Raw genomic sequence first — 20,439 nt, forward strand, 5'->3', positions numbered from 1 at the left:
TTAATACTGTTGGGGACGACGGGACTGCACCTGTTGCCAGCGCAAAACTAAGCCAAGATTAATTTGTTTGGTCAGCCAATAAAAAATGGTCAAAACCACCACAGTGACGCTAATGGCTAAGAGGGGACGGTGATGGGAAAGGGTTTGGGCTAAATTTTGCCCCACATCTTTGGGGTCAGTGACCACATGCCAACTGTTTAAGCGCAGAAATCGACCCAGATAAATCCCGATCGCCGAGAGCACATGGGCCATTAACTCCATGGGGAAAATCCAGGCTGACCATTGCCGTTGCCCCAGGTAATAACCGACGTTGAGCAAAGACATGACATAGCATTGCCAACCCACATTTAAAAAGAAAAAAAATTGGGGCGTAGCGGTGAAAATCATGACGCTAGTGGGTATACCCTGCCGCACCAAACGAAAATAGTGGATGATATCCGTCAGAATGTAGGGGGCATTGGGCAAAAAAGCCACAAATATAGTAAAAATTACCCACCACAGTGGCGATCGGGGCCAGGGTTTTCGTTGCGGATTTTGCCAACGGAATAACCAAACGCTTAGCACTAGGGGAATAACGGCCAAAAAAGTGTTCCAGGCAATGCGATCGCCATTAATGGCCAATACCTGCCAAGACAGCCGCAGCCAAGAGATAATCAGCTCCATAATCCCAAATCCTAATCCCTCAGCACATAGCCTACCCCCCGCACGGTCTGGATTAAACGGGGTTCCCCCGCCGCCTCTAACTTTAATCGCAGGTAGCGGATATAAACTTCAATAATGTTGGAATCCCCCGTAAAGTCGTATCCCCAGACCCGTTCCAAAATTTGTTCTCTGGTTAACACCTGGCGGGCATGGGAGAGGAGATAGTCTAATAACTCAAATTCCTTGGCGGTGAGATCAATCAGGCGATCGCCCCTTTGAATTTCCCTCGTACTACGGTTAAAGCGCAGATCGGCAAATTGTAAAATTTCGTCGGTTTCCGTGTGGGTGCGCCGTAATTGCACCCGGAGGCGGGCAAAGAATTCATTGGCATTAAAGGGTTTGACAATATAGTCATCGGCTCCAGCATCCAGCCCCATCACCCTTTCTTCCACGTCGTCCTTGGCGGTGATCAAAATAATCGGAATGCGACTGCCCATTTCCCGCAACCGTCGGCAGAGGTCTAGTCCCGATAATCCCGGCAGGTTGCCATCCACAATGATTAAATCCGGGGGAAATTCCTGGGCTAAGGTGAAGCCCTTGAGACCATCCCTAGCCACGGTGACATCATAGCCTTCATACTTGAGCTCCAACTCCATAAATCGGGCTAACTTTTCTTCCTCTTCCACAACCAAAACACGGTGACTCATGGCAAACTAAGCGATTGCATAGCAAATATGTTCATGGTACTGCCCCCGTTGACAGTTAAAGGAGAGTTGAAAGACGGTTAAAGATTAGTTGGCCAATAATAATCTGGCCACAAACCCAGCGACAGTTCCCAGAACGGGGCTAAAGACAACCACGGAAGTGGCAGCGATGATAACTCTTAGGGCAATGCTGATAACAACATTTGCTCAGCAGTGGCTAAAGCTTCCGGTAACTTACTGGCATCCTTTCCGCCGGCCTGGGCTAAGTTGGGACGACCGCCGCCACCACCGCCAACAATTTTGGCAATTTGGCCGATGAATTGCCCTGCTTTGAGTTGTTTAGTCTTAACCAACTGGGGACTGAAGGCCGCCACTAGGCTGACTTTACCCTCTTCGGGAATGGAAGCCAGCACCACCGCACTTTCCCCTAATTTTTGTTGTAGTCGTTCCGCCGCAGTTTTCAAGGATTCTGGATCAATATTGCCCAAGTCCGCCACCAGCAGTTTGAATGCCCCTACGGTTTGTGCTTGGGCAATTAGTTGATCGGATTTCCGCAGAGCCAATTCCTGCTTAACGGCCTCCAACTCTTTTTGGGTTGCTTTCAATTCCTGTTGCAGATTACTGACCCGATCAGGAATTTCCTCTGGTTTCGCTTTGAGGCGATCGCCAAGCTCTTTGACCACCGCTTCCCGCACATTGAGGTAATCCAACACCGATGGCCCGGCCACCGCTTCAATGCGCCTTACCCCGGCAGCAATGCCCGTTTCCGCCACTATTTTGAATAAACCAATTTCCGCTGTATTGGCCACATGGGTGCCACCACAAAGTTCTAAAGAAACCCCCGGCACATCAATCACCCGTACTTCTGCACCGTACTTTTCCCCAAACATGGCGATCGCCCCTTTGGCTTTGGCCTCGGCAATGGGCATCACGGCCACTTCCGTCCCATGGGCTTCGGCAATCCATTGATTAATTAAATCTTCAATTTGCTTTAACTCTTCGGTTGTCACGGCCCGGGGCGAGTTGAAATCAAAACGCAAACGGTTGAAATCCACCAAAGAACCGGCTTGGGAAATATTTTCATCCACTACTTTTTTCAAGGCCGATTGTAGTAGGTGGGTGGCGGTGTGGTTTGCCTGGGCCCGACGGCGGCAGGCCCGGTCAATGGTGGCGGTGATGGTTGTGCCAACTTGAACTATACCTCGTTCTACCCGACCAAAGTGAATAAAAATACCCGATTCCCGTTTCACATCTTCAATGCGAATGAGCAAATTATCGCCGTTGAGAAAACCTTGATCGCCAATTTGACCGCCGGATTCCCCATAGAAAGGAGTTTGATCCAAAACGATTTGGACGGTTTGCCCTGCTTGCGCTTGCTCTACCAATTCCCCCGCAATTAAAACTGCCTTAACTACCGCTGAACTTTGTAAATCGGTGTAGCCCAAAAATTCCGTCGGATGGATATGGTTAGCCAATTTATCCAAACTTTCCTGCACCGTTAAATCAATGGTCTCATGGGCCGCTTTGGAACGTTCCTGTTGTTCCTGCATGGCTATTTCAAACCCCTCCACGTCCACAGTAATGCCCTGTTCTTCAGCAATTTCCTGGGTTAATTCCAAAGGAAAACCAAAGGTGTCGTATAAAGTAAACGCATCTACTCCAGCAATTTCTTTGACCCCTTCGGCCATTAAATCCGCCAGTAACTTTTCCCCCCGTTCCAGGGTTTTTAAAAAGGCCGCTTCTTCCCGCTGTAACTCCTGTTCAATCAAGGTTTTTCGTTCCAAAACATTGGTATAAACTGGCTGGGCTAGTTCAATGGCAGTGGCCGCAACTTTAGTAGTGAATTCCCCGGTAATACCTAGTAAACGACCATGGCGGACAACTCGGCGGATCAAACGGCGTAACACATAACCCCGTCCTAAATTGGAAGCACCGATACCGTCAGCAATCATGTGGACAACGGAACGGACATGATCCCCAATAACTTTTAGGGAAATTTTCGTTTTTTCATCGGCCTGGGCGTAATCAATCCCAGCTATGCTCGCCGCTGTTTGAATAATGGGAAAAATTAGATCTGTCTCGTAATTATTAGGTACTTTTTGTAAAATCTGGGCCATTCTTTCTAGGCCCATGCCGGTGTCAATATTTTTCTTCTCCAGGGGTGTTAAATTGCCCGTATTATCACGGTTGTATTGCATGAATACCAAGTTATAAAACTCGATAAATCGGCTATCATCTTCCAAATCTAGTTTCTCATCCCCCAATTCCGGATGAAAATCATAGTAAATTTCCGAGCAAGGGCCACAGGGGCCAGTGGGGCCAGAAACCCAAAAGTTGTCATCCGCTCCCATACGTTGAATGCGGTGGGCAGGAATACCAATTTCATCCCGCCAAATGGCAAAGGCTTCGTCATCTTCTTCAAACACACTGACCACTAACTGTTCCGGGGGCAGTTGAAATACTTGGGTGGATAATTCCCAGGCCCAGGCGATCGCCTGGGATTTAAAGTAATCGCCAAAACTGAAATTGCCCAACATTTCGAAGAAAGTATGGTGACGGGCGGTGCGGCCCACGTTTTCAATATCGTTGGTGCGGATACATTTTTGGGCAGTGGTGGCCCGGGGAAACTCCGCTGGCTTTTGTCCTAAAAAGATTGGTTTAAATGGCAACATCCCCGCAATGGTTAACAATACCGTGGGGTCCTCCGGCACCAGGGATGCACTGGGCAAAATTTGATGCTGGCGATCGGCAAAGAAATTTAAGAACTGTTGACGAATTTCGGGGCCGCTGAGGACGGGCGGGGTGGTGGTCATGGTCTAGGGAGAGATTTTGAAGATTATGCTTTGGGACACTATGTTCCATTTTCGCATTTCGGGGTGGAACCCCGGCCATTGGCGAATTGCTTCTAGGGGTTTTGACAATGGAGATTGATGTTAGTAATTACCTGTTGCTCCTGTTGGCCAATGGTGGTCACCTGTTTTTGGGCCAACTGGGCAGTCAAAATATCCTTACTTTCCAGAGCCTTAACCATGGTGCGGGTAGCTGACCCATTGCCCTGGTAAATACTAACTAATTCTCCTTGATAGTTAGCTAGCACCGGATCTTCAAGGTTGAGCCGTTCTATTTTTGTGGCAGTAGCATCAAACGAATCAGCGATTTTCAGTACTTCTTCCACTGAGGTGGTATCTCTATATTTAGCTCCTTCCTCCGCCATTTGTTTGGTAATTAAAATTAGCTGTCGACATTGGTCCGCTTTGCTGACTCCACAACCGATTAAACCCAGGTTTAGCCCCAACAGCAACACCACAGCCCTACCAAGGCGCAATGGTATCCGGCAGGGGAAATCAGCAAATTTTACGGCAATGGACAACGGCATAGGGACAGATGGGGAGATGGATCCTAACGGGGAACCATCTTAGCAAAACCGTCCGGGGTAATTGACCTTTCAAACCCCAGGCCAAAGGGGGGACAGCCGGGGCAGGAAGGCGATCGCCAAAGCGGTGAGCAGTAAACAGATAATACCGGCCAGACCCGCCAGGGGCTGATTGGCTTTGCCCACCCAAATATTGCCGTTGCTGCAAGGATAAGTGATTAAACCAGTGGCATCACAGGCCGCCAGAGCAAATACCCAACCCCCATGGAGTCCCCAGGCCAAGGCTAGATTGCCGCCATCCACCAGACGGGCCCACACCAGGACCATCCCCAATAGCCACAGACCGGGCAGTTGGTACGCTGTTAACCGCCGCTCCCAAAGTAGGTGGAGCACCGCAAATATGGCGCTGATTACCATTGCCGCTACCCACGCAGGTAAATCCTGTTGCAATTGATTTTGGAAAATACCCCGAAAAATCAACTCTTCCACCAGGGCGATCGCCAGGGCCAGTATGAGGAAAAGCGGGGACAGTTTGACTAAATCCCACCATTTTTCCCGATGCCATTGCAATAAACCGATTTTGCCCTGCACCGCCAAGGTTAAACCTAAACCAAGCACCGCCACCACTACGGCGATCGCCAAGGAAAGCAACTGTGCAGAGCTGAAATGCAAACCGTAATCCCCCAGGGATTGATACTCCCATTGGGTCACAGCCCAGATGGGTAGGGGAGAAACGCAGTAGAGCGACAGAACTAAAGGCAATTTTTGAGCCGGAGTGACCGCCTGCCAAGGTTGCCAACCTAATTTACGCCCCAGCATAAGAGCAATGGGATACCATAGCACTAACCAACTTACTAAAAAAGCAGTAATTTTTAGTAGCCCCGGCCATGTCTGCCACATTGTTGCCAGATTTTCCATCGGTCTCCCCAACGGCGATCGCCAATTTTTCTCTCAACAAAAGCAAAATATGCAAGGGCCAGCCTGGCAGTACGTTCGCTGTCGTACCTAATTGATAAAAAAGGGGAGGAACCTTTTTATTTCAGGCCTCCCCCCCAGCGAAAAACTACCGAGTCCCCCTTGCTTAGAGAACCACATCAGGGAAATTTACACTTCCTCTTCGTCGTCGCTATCGGTAATTTGCTTCAGGTGAATATGCTTATAACCAAGTTTGATCTCGAACTCATCCCCGGACTTGAGACCCATTTCTTGGGTGTAGGTAGAGCCAATAACAATCTGTCCATTTTTGTGTACACTAACCCGGAATGTTGGTTCGCGGCCTCGACCATCTTTGGTACCAGAGGGATCGAGGGGAACCCCTTTGGCCGCCAGAACTGCGTCATAGAAGTCCGTCAAATTTACCCGCACTTGTCCCTCCTTGGAAGTGGAGTAGTAACCACAGGCTTTGGCTGTTTCTCGGCGGGGCAGATGGGAGAGTTCTTTAACTTTATTAAGTAATGCTTTGCCGGTTAGTGCGGTGGAGGCGTTTGGCATGGGATTATTTTTTCCGTTGAATGATGCTTGATTGCAGAGACTCGTTTTTTCAAAAGTCTACATGAGACAAAATATAACATTAAACCTTAGCTGAAAAACTTTTTTTTCAAACTTTTCAATTGTTTAGCTGGGAAATTTTTGCCTTTGAAAAAAGCAAGCCTTGACCACTGGCAAGTTTTGTTCTACCGATTTTTTGCCGCTATGGAGCAATAATGAGTTAGGTTTGGGCAATACAAGCTAGCTAAGGGTTCACCTTTCCGAAAAGTGACGATTTCTTCCTTAGATTGGCGATAAAATCCAGTGAAGCCCTGGAAGAAGATATTTTTCTGTAGGGGAAACCATGGGCTAGGCTGGATTCACTACCCGACCCATGTCATGCATTTATTAAGATTGTTCTGGTTTTGAAGCTTCTATGGTTTTTGCCCCCCTTGATTCTGGCTCTACCCCCCTCCAACCCTTTCCCACTGCCCCTACCCGTCAACAGCTACGACGAATGAATCTCTACCTAGATCAACTCCTGTTGGCTTTAGTGGCCCTGACTGATGTAGATCAAATCACCTGGACAAAAATTCTGGAAAAAATTTCTGCTTCCACCCCCGCGGGCTATCCTTTGGGCAAACATTATCCGGCCCCCACCCTTGTCCCTGGACAGTTAGATGGGGAAGGCATTCGTCTTCTGACCATGGCGATCGCCCATTTGGGGGGGCATTACCAAGAACTTCTGCGGCGATCGGTCAGCTTGATTGAGCAAACCAAGGAACAAGGTAAAAATCCGTTGCAAACTGTACTGCTGAAGGAATACGCTGAGAAATTTACCATCGCTTGGCAGGCATATCAGAATAAACAAGGGGAAGAAGGGAATTTATCTTCCTTAGTGCCCACGGAAGAACGGCTTCTCTCCCTACTAACGGAATTATTTTTCTTTAGTAGTAAAGATGGAGCCCGACGACTCTGGAGCGTACTAACAGCCATGGCTTTTCCCCTCCCCTAGCAATTGGGCAAGGGAGAATGGCAAAATTAAGGATTAAGAAGTTCCATTAACTGAATGGACAAATTTCACAGAGGAAGTATTCCCTATGGCTGCAGAGTTCCCGTCCCCAGACTCCGAAGAAGTGCTAACCATTGCCCATTTACAGGGCATTCAGGAGCGACGCCAGGAACAAAGAATGTTGGCCTTTTGCCAGGTGTTTAATATGGCCGGGGAACTGGTGGGGGTATCCTTTGATCTAACTCGTCAGGGTATTTGTGTCAGTGTGCCCAACGACTGGCCCCAGGGCAGTGACTTTGAAGTCAAACTCCGGCGCATGGACAACGAAGCTTTGCCCACCATTACCGTCAAGGTCAACCCCATGTGGCGTCAGTCTCGCAACGAGAGTTTTGATGAAATTGGCGGCAAAATCATTGCGGTGGATTCCCCCGAAGCATTCGCCACTTTTCTACAATATTGCCAACAGGCGGGCCCCAGTGGTTTGGTGGAACGCCCCAATTCCTGACGATCACCCCCAGCTTTATCTGTTGATTTTTTCTCCCTATTCCCTGGATCGAATCGGGGGATTTTTCTCCATACCTCATATACCCATAATTGTCAGAGTCTGATAGGATTTAGCAAAGTATTAAAATTTGTAAAGAAAATTAAGATGCGAGTTTTGGTGGTAGGCGGCACAGGCACCCTGGGCAGGCAAATTGTTCGGCAGGCGATCGACCAAGGTCACACCGTTGTTTGCCTAGTCCGTAGCCTGAGAAAAGCAACCTTTCTCAAGGAGTGGGGGGCCACCATTGTGGGGGGAAATATCTGTAAGCCGGAAACTCTGCCCCCAGCCCTAGAAAATATTGATGCAGTCATTGACGCTTCCACCGCCAGGGCTACCGATTCCCTCACCATCCGTCAAGTGGACTGGGAAGGTAAGCTTAATTTAATTCGAGCAGTGCAAAAAGCCGGTATCAAAAAGTTCATCTTTTTCTCCATTTTGCGGGCAGCGGAATATCCCAAAGTGCCCCTGATGGATATCAAAAATTGTACGGAAAAATTTTTAGCCCAAACGGATTTGGATTACACCGTTCTGCAACTGGCGGGTTTCATGCAGGGTTTAATTGGCCAGTACGCCATCCCCATTTTGGATAACCAATCGGTCTGGCAAACCGGCGAGAATACTCCCATTGCCTATATGAACACCCAGGATGTGGCCAAATTCGCAGTGCGGGCGGCGGAATTGGACAGTGTGGCCCGTAAAACCTATCCAGTGGTGGGTAGTCGGGCTTGGGGGGCGACGGAAATTATTCAACTCTGTGAAAGAATGTCTGGCAACACGGCCCGCATTTCCCAAGTGCCCATGGCGGTGCTCAGATTTATGCGGGGCCTTACCCGCTTTTTCCAGTGGACCTATAACGCATCCGATCGCCTCGCCTTTGCGGAGGTGTTGGCCAGCGGTAAAGCGTTAACGGCGGATATGGCCCCGGTGTACGAAGAATTTGGCCTTGACGCCAAGGAAACCACCACCTTAGAAGCCTATTTGCAAGAGTATTTCGGGCGTATTATCAAAAAGCTCAAAGAACTGGATTATGAGGTTAATCCAGCCCAAACGGAGGGCAAAAAGAAGAAAAATAATTTCTTTTTCTAGATTTGATGGGCAAATTTGATAGTTTTATTTATAGCCTGGTTTGTCCGCTCCCTGTTCCCTGACTCCCTAGGATCTCGCCCCTGTGCCAAAAGTCGGCATCATTTTCAACGACGATAAGCCCACCGCCTGTAGCGTTGCCCAAGAATTGCAGGAGCAACTGCAAAGCAGTGGGTTCACAGTGGCGATGGAAACTGGTTCTGGTGGCCTGCTGGGCTACTCCCAACCCGATCGTCCCATTTGCCATACCCGCATCGAGCATTTGACTCCGCCCCATTTTGACGAGTCCATGCCCTTTGCCATTGTCCTGGGGGGAGACGGCACTGTATTGTCGGCTTTCCGTCAGTTGGCCCCCCTAGGCATTCCCCTACTGACCATTAACACGGGTCACATGGGCTTTTTAACGGAAATTTATCTGAATCAACTGCCCACGGTGATCGAACAATTAATTGCTGGTAACTATCAGGTCGAAAGCCGTTCCATGATGACGGTGCGGTTGATGCGGGAAGAAACCCTATTGTGGGAAGCTCTTTCCTTGAATGAAATGGTGTTGCACCGGGAACCCCTCACCAGCATGTGCCATTTTGAAATTCGGGTGGGACACCATGCTTCCGTGGACATTGCCGCCGATGGCATCATTGTTTCCACCCCCACGGGTTCCACGGCCTATTCTCTCAGCGCTGGGGGCCCAGTGGTTACCCCCGATGTACCGGTATTTCAGTTAGCGCCCATTTGTCCCCATTCCCTCGCTTCCAGGGCTTTGGTTTTTTCCGATCTGGAACCGGTAACTATTTTCCCTGCTACTCCCAACCGCATGGTGTTGGTGGTGGATGGCAATGGTGGTTGTTATGTTCTACCAGAAGACCAGGTTCATTTGTCGAAATCACCCTATGCGGCCAAGTTTATCCGCCTGCAAACGCCGGAATTTTTCCGTATTCTGCGGGAGAAGTTAGGCTGGGGGTTGCCCCATATTGCTAAACCGACTTCGGTGGAGTTGCCATGAATTTGCCCCGCTATTCCCGCCGCCATTTTCTGCAGTCCGCCGCCGTTGTCGGCCTTGCCACTGGTTTGGGGGGATGCGGATCTGGCCAGGGCAGTAGCAGAGAAATTCAGTTTTTAAACCGTTCCCTGCCCCCCCAGTTAATTAATCAATTTCAGCGACAGTTTCCCCAAGCTAAGAAATTGAATTTCAAGGCGATCGCCAACCTGCAGAGTTTATTTGACAATTTGCAAACCTGGCAAAATGCCCAAAATTCAGATACGTCCAAAGGACTGTGGCGTAACAGACCGGGGGTAAATCAGACCCCAGCAGCCCAGTTGGTCACGGGCGGAGATGTGTGGCTGGAACGGGTGATAAAAGGAAAACTCATCCAACCCTTTGCCCTTGATCAGTTGAGTCAATGGCCGGAATTATCATCACGGTGGCAATTGTTGGGGCAACGCAATGACCAAGGCTTACCTGATCAAAACGGCAAAATTTGGGCTATTCCCTACCGTTGGGGCCCCACCATGATTATTTATCGCCGCCAACCCTTTGCCGATCTGGGTTGGGAACCAAAGGATTGGTCCGATCTGTGGCGGCCAGACTTAAAGCAACACATTGCCCTGGTGGATGATCCCAGGGAGGCGATCGGTTTGACTCTGAAAAAGCTAGGCTATTCCTACAATGTCACCAATCCCGGAGCTATTAATGCCTTACCCTCCGCTTTGCAGGAATTAGCGACCCAGGTGAAGTTTTATAGCAACAAGTATTACCTCCAAGCTCTGCTCAACAGGGACGTGTGGCTGGCTGTGGGTTGGTCAAACGAAATTATTCCCCTGCTGAGAAATCAGTCGGAGTTAACTGCCATCATTCCCAGTTCTGGCACATCCCTTTGGGCTGACCTCTGGACCATGCCCGCCGATGCTGAAGCTGCTGAAATTACTTATAAATGGCTGAATTTCTCTGCCCAGCAATCCAGCCTAGAGCAAATGGCCACTTTCAGTAACGCCCTGGCAGTGCCCTATCAAAACCTGGAGGTTTCTGCCCTGAGCACTAACCCCTTATTAGCTTTTTCACCGGAGTTACTGGAGCGCTGTGAATTCCTCGCCCCCCTGGATAGTGCCACCGCCAACCAATACAAGCAACTCTGGCAAACCATGCGGGGAGACTTAGGATAGTGTTTGTCAAAATCTATGGCGCGGGGATACCCCCGGATTCATCCGTGGGGAGTGTCAATCTATCGATTGAGCTAACTGAACAGAGCAACTATCCTGGTCGATATGCATCCTGCTTGGGAAGCATGGCGGTAGATAATATCCCAGGGAATATTTAGGGAACACCAAGTTTGAAACCCTGAAACTAAAGCTGGTGACGGGATTTGAACCTGCGACCGACTGATTACAAATCAGTTGCTCTACCACTGAGCTACACCAGCATCTCTGATACAGAATAGCAGAAGATTAACCCAGAGGCTCTGGCTAATTTTTGCCCTTGAAAAACTTCTTTTAACGATCCGTAAAACCCAGTAAAACCATGACTACTTTAATTGTCGCCACAGGGAACCCAGGTAAACTAGCCGAGATGCAAACTTACTTAGAGCCCCTTGGTTGTCAATTGGCCCTCAAGCCGCCGGAAATTGAGGTGGAGGAAACCGGCAGTACATTCTATGAAAATGCTTGCTTAAAAGCTTCCCAGGTCGCCAAGGTGCTGAATCAATGGGCGATCGCCGATGATTCTGGTTTAGCGGTGGATGCGCTGGATGGGGCACCGGGTTTATATTCCGCCCGTTACGGCAACAGCGATGGGGAAAGAATTGCCAAATTGCTCCAGGCTCTAGAAGGGGTAAGCCAAAGACAAGCTCAATTTATTTGCGTAGTGGCGATCGCCGCCCCCAATGGCAGTATTCAACTAAGTAGTGAAGGCATTTGCCCGGGGGAGATCACCCACAATCCTAGGGGCGACCATGGTTTTGGTTATGATCCAATTTTTTGGGTACCGGAACATCAAAAAACCTTTGCAGAAATGACCAAGGTAGAAAAACAAACAGTAAGCCACCGGGGAAAAGCGTTTAACCAACTCATCCACCAGTGGCCTGGGTTGAAATTTGACAGTCTTTGATGGCGGTGAAGGGCAGAATGCTGGGGATAGGAGAACAAAAGATAAAATTAATTGTCTCAATTTGCCCAACATTAGCGGTAACCGGGCAGCCAATCCCAAAAAGATTAGATAGCTTCGGTGTCCTTTTCCCCTGTCCGAATCCGTACCACTGAATCCACCGGGCTGATGAAGATTTTACCGTCACCGATTTCCCCAGTGCGGGCCGCCGACACCAACTTGTCAACAACCATGTCAACCTGTTCTTCATCGACGACAATCTCAATTTTGAGTTTTTGGAGAAACTCAACGGTGTATTCAGAGCCACGGTAACGCTCTGTTTGACCCTTTTGACGGCCAAAGCCCCTAACTTCAGAGACCGTCATACCAACGATCCCTGCATTAACCAGCGCAATTTTGACTTCGTCTAGTTTAAAGGGGCGAATAATCGCTTCTACTTTTTTCAAACCTGGTACTCCTCGTGCAATGATCTGGTTGTTGTCTTATTTATAAGGCTAGCCAGACACTTTTAACATGTTCTGGAAAAGTTTTTTTGTAAAAATCAGTACCGTTTGGCAGTGCCTATGGTCGAACAGAAGGCATTTTGGTGAGAATTATCGAAACAAAACTACTATTCTTTTGGCAAAAGAATCCGTTACCCTAGAGGAGTGAACGGCATTATGTTTAACTAACGTGCTTCATTCTGCCCCGGGTTTGGTCAACCCTTTGCCCAGGGCCCCTAGCTGGAATATCAAAAATTTTTCTCTCTATGCTTAAGATGCTCAAGAATTTACCTCTACCTAAAAACATTGCCTGGCGATCGGTCTGGGTGCGGGGCACTTCAGTGGTAATTATTTTTGTCCTCGCCTTTGCCCTGGTCTTCACCCCTACCTTTGAAGCGGAAGCTCGCCGCAGCGGTGGCCGCATTGGGGGCGGTTCTTTCCAGGCCCCCAGCCGTAATTACAGTAGTCCTAGCGGTGGCTCCTACCGTTCCGGTGGCACCTACGGAGGCGGTGGCTTTGGTTTTCCCTTTATCATTCCCTTCTTTGGGTTTGGGGGAGGATTCGGCGGTATCTTTGGCATTTTGATTATGATTGCGATCGCCAATGTGGTGATCAATGCCATTCGTAATGGCGGCGGCGGCAATGGCGAGGGGGGGGGAGCCTTAACTAGCAATGATCCCCAGGTGGGTATTGCCCAAATTCAGGTGGGTTTACTGGCCAGTGCCAAGGAGCTGAAAAAGGAACTGGATGAATTGGCCCTGTCCGCTGATACTGGCACCGCCAATGGTCGTTCCCTAGTGCTCCAGGAAGCAACTTTAGCCCTACTCCGTCATCCTGAATATTGGGTTTATGGCTCTAGCCAGAGTGACAAAGTGCGTTTGAGCGCCGCAGAAGCCGCCTTTAACCAATTGGCTCTGACGGAACGGAGTAAGTTCGCCGACGAAACCTTAAGCAATTTCAATAATCAGCTACGCCAGGCCGGCAGGGCCCCAGCCATTGGGGGAGATGAACCAGGATCGGTGCCTGATGGTGCAGGAGAGTATATTCTGGTCACCATTATTGCGGCGGCCCAGGGCAATGTGAACCTGCCGGCAGTCAACGACTCGATTCAGCTTAAGCAGTCTCTTCAAACCCTCGGCGGCATTAGTAGCGATCGCCTATTGGCCATTGAGGTGCTCTGGACTCCCCAGGCGGAAGGAGACACCCTCAGCAGCAACGACATTATCAGTGAATATCCTGACCTGAGATTGGTGTAGTGGATTAGACATAGTTGATTTAATTGAAAGTAAGACACTGACCGGAGCTAAAAGCCTCTTTGGTAAAGGATTTGGCCGTCTCAATCTTACTTTGATTGACTATACAACTGAAGATTAAATTTCTAAGGGCCTAGGTCAGTTTACCTGGGCTTTTTTGTTACACCCTAACAAATCACCAAAGGGGCTTGGCCAGTGAAAAATCGACTTTTCAGTCTTCTCTGACCCCGGGTAGTCAACAGAACCTCAACTGCTTACGCTAGGACTATAGTTGATTTAATTAAAAGTAAGACACTGACCAGAGCTAAAAGCGTCTTTGGTAAAGACTTTAGTCGTCTCAATCTTACTTTGATTGACTATAACAAAGCTTTTAACCCAGTTTTATGGTCGTTTCTAGTAAGACTGACGCAGTCAAATTCACCGAAAAGCTTGTCAATAAAGACTTAAGCAGTCTCGAAATTATTTGAAATAACCATAACAAAAGGGAAAATTTATTTTTTGCCTAGTTCCTGGGAACGGCGATAGGCCGCCCGCACTGCCTCAATGACAGCAGAGCGAAAACCCATCTTCTCCAATACCGCTACCCCAGCAATGGTGGTGCCCCCCGGACTCGTAACTTTATCTTTAATCTGGGCAGGGTGCTCTTCCGTTTCCTTAATCAGTTCCGCTGTGCCTAAGACCGTTTGCAAGGCCAATTTATGGGCGATCGCCCGGGGTAAACCGGCCAAAACTCCACCGTCCGCCAGGGCTTCGATCATCAGGGCCACATAGGCGGGGCCAGAACCGGACACCCCTGTGACCGCATCCATTAAGTTCTCTGGTACTTCCACCACACTGCCCACTGCGGAAAAGATAGCTTTGGCTTTGGTCAATTGTTCCGGCTCTACCATTTTGTTAACGGCGATCGCCGTCATGCCAGCCCCAACGGTGGCGGGAGTGTTGGGCATGGCCCGAATGATGGCGTGGTCGGGAAAACCCTTTTGAATTCTTTGCAGAGAAACGCCGGCCAAAATGGAAATCACTAGGGGACGGTTGGCGCCTCCGGCTAAGCTGGCCAGCACCCGGTCTAGCACCTGGGGTTTGACTGCCAACAGCAGCACTTGAGAAACATTGGCCGCCTCTTGATTATCGGGGGAAACTTTAACTTGATAGGTTTTTTGTAAGTAGTCCCGCCGGGCACCGTGGGGTTCCCCCACAATTATTTCTTCTGGGGCATAGGTTTTTTCTGCAATTAAACGGGACAGGATGGCTTCAGCCATAACCCCTCCCCCGATGACACCAAGTTGAATGGACACTGTAATTTTGGCTTTTCCTTTCCGGAGAATATCCCAAATTATACCCCGAACCCCACCGGCCCCCCATGGCCAAGCAAGGACTGGGAGGGGGAAATAGCCAGGGAGCAATGGATTCGATTAGCTGGCGTTGGGTAGTAAACCGTTATGGCGCAACAGAGGAGCCGTTTCCGGTTGTCGTCCCCGGAATTTTTCAAACACCACTGCGGGGGCTAAGCTTCCCCCCAGGGCTAACACGGTGTCCCGAAAACGTTTACCCGTGCTTTGCACAGCGGCTTCATTATCCAATCCGGCTTCCTCAAAGGCGGCAAAGGCGTCGGCACTGAGCACTTCTGCCCATTTATAGCTGTAGTAACCGGCGGCGTAACCCCCGGCAAAGATGTGACCGAATGAACAGAGGAAAGCATTTTCCGGCAAGGGAGGCAAAATGGTGGTAATTTTCCCTAGGCGATCGCCAATTTGCTCAATGGTTTCCGGGCCATTGGGACGATAGCGATGATGCAATTCCAAATCCACCAGGCTGAAATTAATCTGCCGGAGCATGGCCGAGCCGGTCATAAAGTTGCGGGTGGCAAGGATTTTTTCGTATTCCGCCTGGGGTAAAGCTTCCCCGGTTTGGTAATGTTTGGCCAAGCTGAACAGGGTGGTCGGGTCGTAGCACCAATTTTCCATGAACTGGCTGGGCAATTCCACTGCATCCCATTCCACGTTATTAATGCCCGCCGCACCGCTGTAATTAACCGTGGTCAGCAAATGTTGCAACCCATGGCCAAACTCGTGGAACAAAGTGGTTACTTCATAAAAAGTCATCAGGCTGGGCTGATCCCCCACCGGCGGCGTTTGGTTACAAATCAAGTAGGCCACCGGCAACCGCAGGGACTTTTGACCATCTACTAACTCTTGACCCCGGTTTAAGCAATCCGCCATCCAAGCACCGCCCCGCTTTTCCGCCGGCCGGCTATAGGCATCTAAGTAAAAGTTGGCGATCGCCGTGCCCGATTCATCCAAAACTCGGAAAAATTGCACATCGGGGTGCCAGACCGGAACCGGATCTACACTGGGTTGAATAGTTACCCCAAATAACCTTTTTGCCAGAGAAAATAAACCTTCCAAAACTTGGGGCAGGGGAAAATAGGGCCGCAGAGCCTCCGCATCAAAATCAAATTCCTGTTCCCGTTGCCGTTCCGACCAGTAGGCAATGTCCCAATGGTGTAGTTCTTCCACCCCAGCAAATTTTTTCAAATCAGCAAATTCCTTTTCCGCCGCCTTGTAACTTGGGTGCCGTAACTCCTCCAACAATTTTTCCACCGCCGCCACATCGGGGGCCATTTTGCGGGACAAACTCAACTCCGCATAGGTGGCAAAACCCAACAACTGAGCTTTTTCCAGCCGTAGCGCCAAAATTCTTTCAATCAAAGGATGGTTATCCCACTGGCCATCCGCCGCCCGACGAATAAAGGCACGATAAACTTTTTCCCGGAGATCCGCCCGCTGACTATATTTCATAAAGGGAAGATAACTGGGATAGTCCAAGGTAATTACCCAGGGGCCATCTTCTGGAGTAGCCTTTTCTTCCCCCTTTTGCTGGGCTGTTTGGGCCGCCAGAGCCAACAAACTGGGGGGCAATCCGACAATTTCTTCTGGGGTATTTAGCTTCAACTCAAAGGCTTGGCTAGCATCCAAGACATTATTGGAAAATTTGGTGGCTAATTCCGCAAGTTCCAATTGAATAGCGTTAAACCTGTCCCGTTTTTCCCCCGTTAAACCTACGCCTCCTAGTTCCGCTTCCCGAATATTACTTTCCACAATCCGTTGCTGGGCTGGCTCCAATTTGTCCCATTCGATGCTGTCCCGCAGGGCCACAAAGGCTTCATAAAGGGGACGGCTTTGCCCCAACCGGCTAATGAAACCCACCACCAAAGGTTGCACTTGTTCAAAGCCATGGCGTAATTCGGGGCTATTTTTCACCCCCATCAAATGGGAAATGGTGCCCCAAGTCCAACTCAGTTTTTCCTCTAAAGTGGTCAAGGGTTCCACCAATCCTTCCCAGGTGGGCTGCACAGTTTTTTCCAACTCGGTCAATTGAGCTTCTAGCTCCTGCACCAAAGTTTCCACCGCTGGTTCTACGTCAGTGGCTTGAATTTTGTCAAAAGCAGGTAGACCTCGGCCTTGGAGCAGGGGATTGGCAACGATGGCGGTAGTCATAGGGAGATATTATCGAAAATTTTAACGGAAGGGAAAGTCCCACAACCAATAGTGGGTAATGCTCCTAGATTAACAATCGTCAGCAATATTTTCAGGGCGCAGAACCGCACTTGACAAACAGAAATATCTATTAGTCAGTAGATAAGACATTAAGGTATCAGTCGCCAAGAACACTAATACTTTCTTGTGGCTGAATTTTTACGCTCATCTGTTTTGCCGTTCTTCAACGCCTTGCTCACTGGGAAATTGCGATCGTAGCAAATAATTTTTTCGAGTGCAGCAATTTGTTATGCCCTCGATCTTATAAGCTCCGCAATCTCGGCCGCAATTTCATCAATGGTATGAGTTGCAGTACTTCTGGCAACCTTGTCAGCCAATGACGGGCTAAAATTAACAACTTGCTGCTTGGTTATGTTGTGCCAAATAGGGAGTAAGACCTGCTCTCCGGAGACTGTTCTGGTAACAATCCCGTCAAGCTCGTAATTGGTCCATCCCTTTGAAATAAATGACGGAGAAAGAACCACCAGACCAACCCGACTATTAGTTAATCCCTTGTCAATTTTTTGCCTAAGGCTGTCTCCGATTCTCAGCGTCATTTCGTCGTACCAAACGTTCAAGCCTTCGTCTATCAAGGCATTCGCAAGCGGCCGGACGAAATCATCTTTATCTTCAGAAGCATGAGATATAAATACATCGTGTGTTTCTCCACCGGTTTCAGTTGGCGGAGGAACATTGTCACGAAACAAGCTGGGCACTTCAGAGAGTGGGCGTTCTCGGATTTCAGGTAAAGTCCCCGGCACAACACGAACAGATGCATTTGTGCTGCCGCGCAATCCCTGCATGTCTACGACTAAATACCAATGCCCAGAATTTGGAACGGCAATTCTTACCGGTGATTTCTTTGCCAAGCCACCATAGTACTTATACTTTTGTCCGGTTTTATATTTATTGAAATTCGAGCTATCCATTAGTCTTACATTGGCACCGCCAGTCAAAATGACTTCAACTACTTCACCTCTTTTAATGTTACCCAAATCATACTTTAAGAAATTCAACATCGACTCCTTTCAGGCATAACTAACAACTATACTAACATTTTGTGTCTAGTCAACGCTTAGAGGACAAAAAGTAGAGAATTTCCGTATATTTACCCTGTAGATAAGGATAGTTAGAAACATTCGGTGTAGAGGGGAGAGGGGGATTATTAAGATGCTCTTTTGATCCTTTAGAAAGTGTTTGAAAATTAGGCTCTAAGCCGGAACAGTGACTGTTTTTGTCCCTGCCAGATTAAAGGCGCTGTGGGCTGCTTTCAGGGCATCCACTCCCCTCTCCTGGGGAACTACACAGCTAATTTTAATTTCCGACGTGGCAATCATTTCAATGTTGATATTTTCCTGGGCCAGGGCGGCAAAGAAGTGGGCCGCCACCCCCGGATGGCCAATCATGCCGGAACCGACAATGCTAACCTTGGCGATGGCTTTGTTGACTACCGCCGCTGCATCGGGCCAATTTTTGACCAAGGGTTGCAAAATCGCCTCAGCCTGACTGCTATCTCCTTCCGCAACCATAAAAGCAATATCCCGGCAGGGGGTGCCTTGATTAATGCGACAGCGTTGAGATTGGATAATCATGTCCACACTGATGTTGGCCTCTGCTAGGGCGGTGAATAGTTGGGCGGCCATGCCAGGGCGATCGGGTACGTGGCGAATGGCGATCTGGGCTTGGTCTTGGTCTAGGGCTACCCCCCGCACCGCTGGTAAATGGGAAGTGTCCGTTTGGTTTTTGGGAGGAGATAGGGTTACCCCAAAGGCATTGGACAAAGCGGCGATCGCCCGGTCCGCATCCCGTTGATCAATGACACAACTAACTTTGACTTCGGAAGTGGAAATCATTTCAATGTTGACCCCCACATCAGCCAGGGTTTTAAACATTTTGGCGGCAATGCCAGGGCGACCAATCATACCGGCTCCCGCAATGGCGATTTTGGCTATGCCTTTTTCGACAATAATTTCCGCTTCTTGATCCGCTTCGGGGTAACTGCGGAGGGCTGGGGCAATGGCGCTGGTGATGGCCTCGGCGGTGCCCAATAGGTCTTTGACTACGGTGAAAGCAATGTCATTACTGTTGCCGTCGTGGATGGATTGAATGATCAAATCAATATCCACCTGCTGTTGGGAAATGTCCCGGAATAATCGGGCCGCTACCCCCGGGCGATCGGGCACCCGTAGGAGAGCCACTTTGGCTTGGTCAGCATCGTATTCCACCCCGTCCACCGCCTTGGCAATTTCCAGTCCCACCAGGGAACGATTTTGCACCGGGGGAGCCACTACCCTTGTCCCCGGTTCATCGCTCCAACTGGAACGCACCACCAAAGGAATGCCGTAGTTACGGGCAATTTCCACGGCCCGGGGATGGAGCACCTTAGCCCCCAAACTGGCCAATTCCAACATCTCATCACAGGTAATTTCCGCCATGAGTTGAGCTTCCGGCACCAAGCGGGGATCGGTGGTTAAAATACCCGGTACATCCGTGTAAATTTCGCAAAAATCCGCCTTCAACGCCGCCGCCAGGGCCACTGCGGAAGTGTCTGAGCCCCCCCGCCCCAGGGTTGTAATTTCCAAATGCTCCACACTGCTAATGCCCTGGAATCCGGCCACTACCACCACTTTCCCTTCCTGTAGATGGCGTTCCAGGCGATCGGGACGAATTTCCAAAATACGGGCCCGGCTATGTTCCGCTTCCGTGACGATGCCCACCTGGGCCCCCGTTAAGGAAATGGCGGGCTGATCAATTTCCTGCAAGGCTAAGCTTAGCAAGGCAATGGACACCTGTTCCCCGGTGGAAAGTAACATATCCATCTCCCTGCGACAGGGATTGGGGGAAATTTGCTGGGCTAAATCCACTAAAACGTCGGTGCTTTTTCCCATGGCCGAAACCACCACCACCAGGGAATTCCCCCCTTGCACAGTGCTTTTAATGCGTTGGGCCACCGCTTGGATACGCTCCACAGTGCCAACGGAGGTGCCGCCAAATTTTTGAACGATTAATGCCATGGTGATTTCGGGTTAGGGCTGGGGAAAAGTCGGCAGTTCCCCATGGTATCAAAAAAATCAAGCTGGCTATTATTTCTTGACAAAACCCTGTTGACTTCCAACCAATCCTGGGGGATGATGATCTTTCGGTAAGCAAAACCACCGCAAGCGGAACTGGCGGAATTGGTAGACGCGCTAGATTCAGGTTCTAGTGTTCGTAAGGACTTCCGGGTTCAAGTCCCGGGTTCCGCAT

General features: G+C 49.5%; 19 protein-coding genes and 2 tRNA genes. 9 read left to right on the top strand and 12 right to left on the bottom strand.

Going from position 1 to position 20,439, the window contains the following annotated elements:
* The 5 genes from D082_RS02760 to D082_RS02780 all read right to left on the bottom strand — a co-directional run bounded on the left by D082_RS02760 (position 1) and on the right by D082_RS02780 (position 5,538).
* Positions 1 to 663, bottom strand: coding sequence for a DUF1361 domain-containing protein (locus D082_RS02760; protein ID WP_028949288.1), 663 nt, complete (start codon positions 661 to 663; stop codon positions 1 to 3).
* 11 nt (positions 664 to 674) lie between these two features.
* A complete protein-coding gene (locus D082_RS02765; protein WP_028949287.1) occupies positions 675 to 1,349 on the bottom strand; it encodes a response regulator transcription factor in 675 nt (224 codons plus the stop codon).
* A gap of 176 nt (positions 1,350 to 1,525) precedes the next feature.
* Entirely contained in the window at positions 1,526 to 4,159 is a 2,634-nt protein-coding gene (gene alaS / locus D082_RS02770; RefSeq protein ID WP_028949286.1) for an alanine--tRNA ligase, read from the bottom strand.
* Between the two features lie 92 nt (positions 4,160 to 4,251).
* The gene (locus tag D082_RS02775; protein WP_028949285.1) at positions 4,252 to 4,722 is read right to left on the bottom strand and encodes a hypothetical protein; all 471 of its coding nucleotides are present in this window, start codon (positions 4,720 to 4,722) and stop codon (positions 4,252 to 4,254) included.
* A 69-nt stretch (positions 4,723 to 4,791) separates the two neighbouring features.
* A complete protein-coding gene (locus D082_RS02780; protein WP_238546805.1) occupies positions 4,792 to 5,538 on the bottom strand; it encodes a CPBP family intramembrane glutamic endopeptidase in 747 nt (248 codons plus the stop codon).
* Between the two features lie 7 nt (positions 5,539 to 5,545).
* Between D082_RS02780 and D082_RS18915 the strand changes: the two genes are divergently transcribed.
* Positions 5,546 to 5,728 (top strand): hypothetical protein, encoded by a 183-nt coding sequence (locus tag D082_RS18915; RefSeq protein WP_238546806.1) that lies wholly within the window; start codon positions 5,546 to 5,548, stop codon positions 5,726 to 5,728.
* A gap of 95 nt (positions 5,729 to 5,823) precedes the next feature.
* Here the strand turns inward: D082_RS18915 and D082_RS02785 are convergent, their stop codons facing one another.
* Positions 5,824 to 6,210 (bottom strand): AbrB family transcriptional regulator, encoded by a 387-nt coding sequence (locus D082_RS02785; protein WP_020862256.1) that lies wholly within the window; start codon positions 6,208 to 6,210, stop codon positions 5,824 to 5,826.
* Between the two features lie 412 nt (positions 6,211 to 6,622).
* On the opposite strand from D082_RS02785, the gene D082_RS02790 reads away from it, so the two are divergent.
* The 5 genes from D082_RS02790 (at position 6,623) to D082_RS02810 (ending at position 10,985) form a co-directional block, all read left to right on the top strand.
* Entirely contained in the window at positions 6,623 to 7,201 is a 579-nt protein-coding gene (locus D082_RS02790; protein WP_028949283.1) for a DUF3038 domain-containing protein, read from the top strand.
* 85 nt (positions 7,202 to 7,286) lie between these two features.
* Complete coding sequence (locus D082_RS02795; RefSeq protein ID WP_144428713.1) at positions 7,287 to 7,703, top strand: PilZ domain-containing protein; 417 nt, start codon at positions 7,287 to 7,289, stop codon at positions 7,701 to 7,703.
* 144 nt (positions 7,704 to 7,847) lie between these two features.
* Positions 7,848 to 8,828 (top strand): NAD(P)H-binding protein, encoded by a 981-nt coding sequence (locus tag D082_RS02800; protein ID WP_028949282.1) that lies wholly within the window; start codon positions 7,848 to 7,850, stop codon positions 8,826 to 8,828.
* 82 nt (positions 8,829 to 8,910) lie between these two features.
* Positions 8,911 to 9,828 carry an NAD(+) kinase gene (locus D082_RS02805; RefSeq protein WP_028949281.1) on the top strand — a complete coding sequence of 306 codons (918 nt, stop codon included), beginning with the start codon at positions 8,911 to 8,913 and terminating at the stop codon, positions 9,826 to 9,828.
* Positions 9,825 to 10,985 (top strand): extracellular solute-binding protein, encoded by a 1,161-nt coding sequence (locus tag D082_RS02810; protein ID WP_028949280.1) that lies wholly within the window; start codon positions 9,825 to 9,827, stop codon positions 10,983 to 10,985. The genes D082_RS02805 and D082_RS02810 overlap by 4 nt, the downstream gene beginning before the upstream one ends.
* A 185-nt stretch (positions 10,986 to 11,170) precedes the next feature.
* Here D082_RS02810 and D082_RS02815 read toward each other — a convergent pair.
* A tRNA-Thr gene (locus tag D082_RS02815) sits at positions 11,171 to 11,242 on the bottom strand.
* Positions 11,243 to 11,340: 98 nt separating this feature from the next.
* Between D082_RS02815 and rdgB the strand changes: the two genes are divergently transcribed.
* The gene (gene rdgB, locus D082_RS02820) at positions 11,341 to 11,925 is read left to right on the top strand and encodes an RdgB/HAM1 family non-canonical purine NTP pyrophosphatase (RefSeq protein WP_028949279.1); all 585 of its coding nucleotides are present in this window, start codon (positions 11,341 to 11,343) and stop codon (positions 11,923 to 11,925) included.
* Positions 11,926 to 12,029: 104 nt separating this feature from the next.
* On the opposite strand, the gene D082_RS02825 is transcribed toward rdgB, so the two are convergent.
* Entirely contained in the window at positions 12,030 to 12,368 is a 339-nt protein-coding gene (locus D082_RS02825) for a P-II family nitrogen regulator (protein ID WP_028949278.1), read from the bottom strand.
* Between the two features lie 302 nt (positions 12,369 to 12,670).
* Here D082_RS02825 and D082_RS02830 point away from each other — a divergent pair, with 302 nt between their 5' ends.
* Positions 12,671 to 13,660 (top strand): DUF1517 domain-containing protein, encoded by a 990-nt coding sequence (locus tag D082_RS02830; RefSeq protein WP_028949277.1) that lies wholly within the window; start codon positions 12,671 to 12,673, stop codon positions 13,658 to 13,660.
* A 488-nt stretch (positions 13,661 to 14,148) separates the two neighbouring features.
* Here D082_RS02830 and proC read toward each other — a convergent pair whose 3' ends face one another.
* The 4 genes from proC to D082_RS02850 form a co-directional block, all read right to left on the bottom strand.
* Positions 14,149 to 14,952, bottom strand: coding sequence for a pyrroline-5-carboxylate reductase (gene proC, locus D082_RS02835; protein WP_028949276.1), 804 nt, complete (start codon positions 14,950 to 14,952; stop codon positions 14,149 to 14,151).
* A gap of 117 nt (positions 14,953 to 15,069) precedes the next feature.
* Entirely contained in the window at positions 15,070 to 17,154 is a 2,085-nt protein-coding gene (locus D082_RS02840; RefSeq protein WP_028949275.1) for a M3 family metallopeptidase, read from the bottom strand.
* Positions 17,155 to 17,441: 287 nt separating this feature from the next.
* On the bottom strand, positions 17,442 to 18,212 hold the full coding sequence (locus tag D082_RS02845) for a DUF1883 domain-containing protein (RefSeq protein ID WP_202963098.1): 771 nt from the start codon (positions 18,210 to 18,212) through the stop codon (positions 17,442 to 17,444).
* A 192-nt stretch (positions 18,213 to 18,404) separates the two neighbouring features.
* Positions 18,405 to 20,207 carry an aspartate kinase gene (locus tag D082_RS02850; protein ID WP_028949273.1) on the bottom strand — a complete coding sequence of 601 codons (1,803 nt, stop codon included), beginning with the start codon at positions 20,205 to 20,207 and terminating at the stop codon, positions 18,405 to 18,407.
* Positions 20,208 to 20,354: 147 nt separating this feature from the next.
* Here D082_RS02850 and D082_RS02855 point away from each other — a divergent pair.
* Positions 20,355 to 20,438, top strand: a tRNA-Leu gene (locus tag D082_RS02855).
* The last annotated feature ends 1 nt before the right edge of the window (position 20,439 follow it).

The sequence above is a fragment of the Synechocystis sp. PCC 6714 genome, from assembly GCF_000478825.2.
Taxonomy (GTDB): domain Bacteria; phylum Cyanobacteriota; class Cyanobacteriia; order Cyanobacteriales; family Microcystaceae; genus Synechocystis.